This is a genomic window from Eubacterium sp. CAG:161 (genome assembly GCF_000432355.1).
Classification (GTDB): domain Bacteria; phylum Bacillota; class Clostridia; order Lachnospirales; family Lachnospiraceae; genus Eubacterium_G; species Eubacterium_G segne.
Genome location: NZ_HF991874.1, coordinates 152,920 through 158,919 on the forward strand (window position 1 = coordinate 152,920; position 6,000 = coordinate 158,919).

Consider the following 6,000-nt stretch of genomic DNA (forward strand, 5'->3'; position numbering starts at 1 on the left):
TATAATGGCAATATACAGTTGAGAATTGAAATTGACAAAATTCAATGGTACCTATACAGGAGAAACAATTGATTGCAACAACAAAAGTACCATTGGAAGTTGGAAAAGAAGAGGTCAAATGGCATTTCACAAGTTTTTTAAGTGAATTTAGTGAAAAAGGGGCAGTTGAAAAACAAATATCATGTGTTTCATCCGCCCAAGTGCCATCCCCCAGACACAACTGCCAACCCAACTACGTGGTGCTGGCAATAATTGCCTAAAGCCAATTTCAAAAAACTTTAATACATCAATTTCTGCAACAAATGCTTCTATTAACAACAAACAATTACAAAAACAGCATAACAGCAAATTCGCCACAAAACATCTTATAATATTTACAAAACAACATAATAATGATATACTGCTGATGGAGATAGAGTACGGAAAGGAATACATGTTTAATAAATCACAACAACAGGCTATTAATTTTTTTAAAGGTCCAGCTATGGTATTGGCAGGGCCGGGTTCAGGAAAGACAACAGTTATTACCCATAGAATAAAGAATCTAATAAACAAAGGAGTTGCACCTGAGAGTATAATGGTAGTTACTTTTACTAAGGCGGCGGCTGTTCATATGGAAAAGAAGTTCACAGAACTTATGGCGGAAGGGCATAGGACATATCCGGTGACTTTTGGCACATTTCATGGGATATTTTTTAAGATACTTAGAATGTCATTGGGATATAAGGGAAACTGTATCGTAACAGAAAGAACAAAATATGACATTTTAAGGGAAATCGTTCTTAGAAAACATATAGAATCAGATAACACACAGGAACTTATACAAGGTATAATCGGCGAAATAGGAAATATCAAAGGCAATATGGTTGATTTAATTGATTATGAACCAAAATGCTGCAAAAAAGAGGAATTTTTGCTTGTGTACAGGGAGTATGAGAAAACATTGTCAAAGGAAAAGAAAATTGACTTTGATGATATCCTTTTAAGGTGTCATGAATTGTTTGTTAAAAGATCTGATATTTTGAAACAATGGCAGAATGTATATAGGTATATTTTAATTGATGAATTTCAGGATATTAATACTATTCAATATGAAACAGTGAAGATGTTAGCATGCCCTGATAACAATATTTTTATAGTAGGGGATGATGACCAGTCCATATATGGATTTAGAGGGGCGTGTCCTGAAATAATGGGGCAGTTTACAAAGGATTATGAAAATGGAGAAACTATAATCATGAATATTAATTACCGCTCCGGGGAAACTATTGTAGCTGCATCAGAAAACTTAATAAAAAATAATAAAAACAGATATGAGAAAAATATAATACCTAATACAAAGGGAGGAAAAGAGGTAGATGTCAGACAATTTAAAAATAAGAATCAGGAATTATTGTATGTGGCAAAGAAAATAAAGAAATATTTGGAGAAGGGAGTTAAGCCGTCAGATATTGCAATTTTAGTAAGGAATAACAGCCAGATTCCGGAAATATCCGATTTTCTAAAAAACGTAAGCATAGATTCAAAAAGTAAAAAAGGGGAAAAAAGCATTTATAGGGGAATGGTGGCAGAAGATATAATTAATTACATAAAAGCAGCCATAACCTATGATAAAATGCCTCTGAGAGACAATGACAGTTTTATAAAAATAGTTAATAAACCACAAAGATACATAAATTTAGCGGTGATAGGGGAAAATAGTATAGATTTTGAAGAATTAAGGAAAATATATCAGGAAAGTAAAGAAATAACAGATAATATAGAAAAATTAAAATTCCATTTTGACATGGTAAGAAAGCTAAATCCTTCCGGGGCTATAACATATATTAAACACGGAGTAGGCTATGAAAATTATTTGAGAAAATACGCTATTGACCATAATATGAAAAGAGAAGCTCTGATTAAACAAATGGATGATATTTACAATGAAGCATTAAAATACAATACCTTAAAGGAGTGGATATGGTCAATAGAAAATGAAAAAAATAACAGGTCACAGAAAGATAAAGAAGGGATAAATATAATAACAATGCATGGTTCTAAGGGACTGGAATTTAAAATCGTGTTTATATTAGATGCAAATCAGGGAGTTGTGCCTACCTCAAAGGCGGTAAGGGAAAGGGATTATGAAGAAGAAAGAAGAGTTTTTTATGTGGCAATAACCAGAGCAATAGAAGAACTGTGTGTTTATGGTGTGGCACAAAGCTTAGGGTGTGATGTGGAAATGTCCATGTTTGCTAATGAAATCATATGTTAACTTTTCGTGAAAAGTCTTTGTTTTGTTGCATTTTGTGTTTTATTCTGATAAAGTAGTAATGAATATGGGAATAGGAAATTCCTTTGATATTTTTTGCATAGAAGAATATCCGTTAAAATATATGGCGTGTTTACGCAGAAAGAGGATGATATGGGAAATAATAATCAGTTTGAAGAAGATGAGGATTTATTTGTAACTCTTACATTAGATGATGATACAGAAGTAGATTGCCTTGTGGTAAGTATCTTTGAAGCAGAAAACGGACAGGATTACATCGCATTGCTTCCTACAGAAGGACCTGAAAATGAAGAGGGAGAAGTATATCTTTACAGATATTATGAAGATGAAGATGGTGAACCGGGACTTGATAACATTGAAACAGAAGCAGAATTTTATTTAGCTTCAGATGCTTTTGATGAATTAGTTGAGTCCGGAGAATATGACGAGATTATAGAGGAAGAAGAAAATTTACAGTAGAAGGTGATATTTTATGCCAGAAACAAGAGATGAAGAAATAAAGAGAATCGTAGAAAACAGACGAAGAAACGCAGAGATAAAAAGAGCAGAGCAAATAAAGAAGAGAAATATGACATTAGCAGGAATTGCAGGTGTAGTGATACTTCTTATACTGATTATTATTATCGGTGTTTCATGTTCTTCAAAAAAAGGCAACAAGTCAGCAAAGGAAACAACAGCAGAGGCTACTACCGTTGAGGTTACTACTGTAGTTGAAACTACAACAGTTGAGGAAACAACCAATAAGAAAAATGCAGCAGCGGAAACAACAGTCAAAGCCGTGGAGACTACAAAGACTGAAAATCAAAGTGAAAGTGCTACAACAGGTGACAACGCTTCAGCATCTACATCAATGTATACTAATGATGGTGTAAATTTAAGAAGTGAGGCAAGCACCGATTCATCAGATAACGTAGTTACTACTATTGAAAAAGGTGAAAAGGTTGAGGTTTTAAGTAATGAAGGCGACTGGACAAGAATCAAATATAACGGAAAAACCGGTTATGTAGCAACAAGATTTTTAAGCGAAAAAAATGTATATGATGAATAATTAAAATATTGTCGTATTTATCAGATGTTCAGATGAATGCGACAATATTTTTGTGTAAAAAACAGGCTTTAGGAGAGATCATATGAATTATAATGAATCAATGGAATATATGGAAGCAATAAAAAAATATGGAAGTGTGTTAGGACTTGATACCATAAAAACACTTCTTGCTAAAATGGGAAATCCTCAGGATGAACTAAAGGTGATTCATGTGGCAGGAACCAATGGAAAGGGTTCAACCTCGGCATTTTTGCAAAGCATTTTAATGGAGTCAGGATACAAAACAGGAAGATATTCCTCACCGGCAGTTTTTGAGTATAGGGAAATAATAAGAACGGATAATACCTATATAAGAGAGGAAGAGGTGGCGGATATTTTAACCTATATAAAATCAAAATGCAATGAAATGGTTAAGGAATCATTGCCGCACCCAACTCCTTTTGAAATAGAAACAGCCATGGCGTTTGAATATTTTAAGCGAAAAAAATGTGATGTAGTGCTGGTAGAATGTGGAATGGGAGGAGAAGGAGACGCCACAAATGTGTTTAAAAAGGTACTGTGTAGTGTTATTACAACTATAAGTCTTGACCATACAAAATTTTTAGGCAGTACAATAGGTGAAATTGCAAGGGTAAAAGCGGGAATAATTAAGGACAACTGTCCGGTGATTGTTTCGAATCAGACTGATGAGGCTGTAGAATCCATAAAGAAAATAGCAGAATTAAAAAAGGCTCCTTTCATATTGTGTCAAAATGCGTATGGTATAAAGGCTGAAGGATTTTTAACCTTATATGAATATAAGGCATCTAACGGGAAAATCTATAAAATAGAATTAAAAATGCCCGGAACATATCAGGTTAAAAATTCAATTACAGCCATAGAAGCAGCTTTGGCGCTGGAAAATCGTGGATTTAAGGTTGAAGAAAACATAGAAAAAGGACTTTTAAATGCCAATTGGCCGGGAAGAATGGAAGTTATAAATGATTCACCTTTATTTATTATTGATGGTGCCCATAATCCCGGAGCAATAAAAGAATTAAGGGATTCTATAGATTTGTATTTTACAAATAAGAAAATTACCTTTATAATGGGAGTGTTGGCCGATAAGGACTTTAAAAAAGAGGCGGAAATGATAGCAGGCAGAGGGGAAATGATTATTACCGTAACACCTGATAATGAACGGGCTCTTAATGGAGAAATATTGGCAGAAACCATAAGATCATATAACAGTAATGTTATTTGCGCAAAAGGAATGGATGAGGCAGTTAAAATGTCAATAAATTCAGTTAATGTTAATAACTGTGATTTAATTATTGCCTTTGGTTCATTATCGTATTTAAAGGATTTGCGCAGGGCACTAAAGAAATATATTAAAGCTAAAACAAACAGTTAAAGCCGGAAGGAGAGATTGACATGTTTGATAAGAAAAAAATTGAAGAAGCAGTCAGACTATTTTTAGAAGGTATCGGTGAAGATGCTGACAGAGAGGGGTTAAAGGATACTCCGGAGAGAGTGGCAAGAATGTATGAAGAGTTATGCGCCGGAATGGGCAAAACTCCGGCAGAGCATTTGTCCAGAACATTTTCCTGTGACAACGAAAATGTTGTTATAGAGAAAAATATTACATTCTACTCTACCTGTGAACATCACCTGATGCCTTTTTATGGTAAAGTGCATATTGCTTATATTCCTAACGGAAAAGTTGTGGGAATAAGTAAACTGGCAAGAACAGTGGAAGTTTACGCAAGGCGACTTCAGATACAGGAACAGATGACGGAACAGATTGCAGAGGCATTAGAGGAATATTTAGAGGCAAAAGGTGTTTATGTTATGGTTGAGGCAGAACATATGTGTATGTCTGCACGAGGCATAAAAAAGCCCGGAAGCAAAACTGTCAGCTTTGCATTAAAAGGAAAATTCAAAGAGGATGATGCCTTAAGAAGAGATGTTACTTTACTGATAAATAAATAGGAGAGACGCGAACAATGAAAATAGGAAAATATGAATTTGATTTAGATAAAGAGCCGGTAATAATGGGAATTTTAAATGTAACACCGGATTCATTTTCTGATGGTGGAAAATGGAACAGCTTGGACAAGGCTTTAGAGCATACCCGGCAGATGATTGATGATGGGGCAAAAATAATCGATATAGGGGGAGAGTCCACAAGACCGGGCTACACTCTTATAAGTGATGAAGAAGAAATAAGCAGAGTTGTGCCTGTAATAGAGGCTGTAAAGGAAAGATTTGATGTGGCAGTTTCCCTTGACACATACAAAACAGGAGTGGCACGGGAAGGAATTAAAGCAGGAGCAGATATGATAAATGATGTCTGGGGCTTTAAATGGGGCAAAAAGGATATGGCTGACCTTGTTGCGGAAACTAAGGTGGCAGCCTGTGTAATGCATAATAGAGATAATACAAATTATAATAACTTTGTGGAAGATGTTTTAAATGATTTAAGAGAGTCTTTGGAAATTGCCCACAAGGCCGGGGTAAAAGATTCACAGATAGTGCTTGATCCGGGAGTTGGATTTGGAAAGGATTATCCCCAGAATCTTATGGTTATTAATGAAGTTAACCGTTTAAAGGAACTGGGACTTCCGGTGCTCCTTGGAACTTCAAGAAAATCAGTTATAGGGCTTACCCTTGATGTGGACAGAGATGACAGAATGGC

Annotated in this window: 7 protein-coding genes; all 7 read left to right on the plus strand. The window is 35.0% G+C overall.

Annotation, left to right across the window (positions count from 1 at the left end):
• The first annotated feature begins 68 nt into the window (after nucleotides 1–68).
• Nucleotides 69–260, plus strand: a complete 192-nt coding sequence (locus tag Q5O30_RS10750) for a hypothetical protein (RefSeq protein ID WP_118589390.1) — start codon at nucleotides 69–71, stop codon at nucleotides 258–260.
• Between the two features lie 173 nt (nucleotides 261–433).
• On the plus strand, nucleotides 434–2,257 hold the full coding sequence (locus Q5O30_RS10755; protein ID WP_302629182.1) for an ATP-dependent helicase: 1,824 nt from the start codon (nucleotides 434–436) through the stop codon (nucleotides 2,255–2,257).
• Between the two features lie 150 nt (nucleotides 2,258–2,407).
• Nucleotides 2,408–2,734 (plus strand): DUF1292 domain-containing protein, encoded by a 327-nt coding sequence (locus tag Q5O30_RS10760; protein ID WP_021953752.1) that lies wholly within the window; start codon nucleotides 2,408–2,410, stop codon nucleotides 2,732–2,734.
• 13 nt (nucleotides 2,735–2,747) lie between these two features.
• Complete coding sequence (locus Q5O30_RS10765) at nucleotides 2,748–3,323, plus strand: SH3 domain-containing protein (RefSeq protein ID WP_021953753.1); 576 nt, start codon at nucleotides 2,748–2,750, stop codon at nucleotides 3,321–3,323.
• Nucleotides 3,324–3,405: 82 nt separating this feature from the next.
• Nucleotides 3,406–4,716, plus strand: coding sequence for a folylpolyglutamate synthase/dihydrofolate synthase family protein (locus Q5O30_RS10770; protein WP_021953754.1), 1,311 nt, complete (start codon nucleotides 3,406–3,408; stop codon nucleotides 4,714–4,716).
• Nucleotides 4,717–4,736: 20 nt separating this feature from the next.
• Nucleotides 4,737–5,294 (plus strand): GTP cyclohydrolase I FolE, encoded by a 558-nt coding sequence (gene folE, locus Q5O30_RS10775; RefSeq protein ID WP_021953755.1) that lies wholly within the window; start codon nucleotides 4,737–4,739, stop codon nucleotides 5,292–5,294.
• A gap of 14 nt (nucleotides 5,295–5,308) precedes the next feature.
• A partial coding sequence (gene folP, locus Q5O30_RS10780; protein WP_302674704.1) for a dihydropteroate synthase occupies nucleotides 5,309–6,000 on the plus strand: 692 nt, incomplete at its 3' end.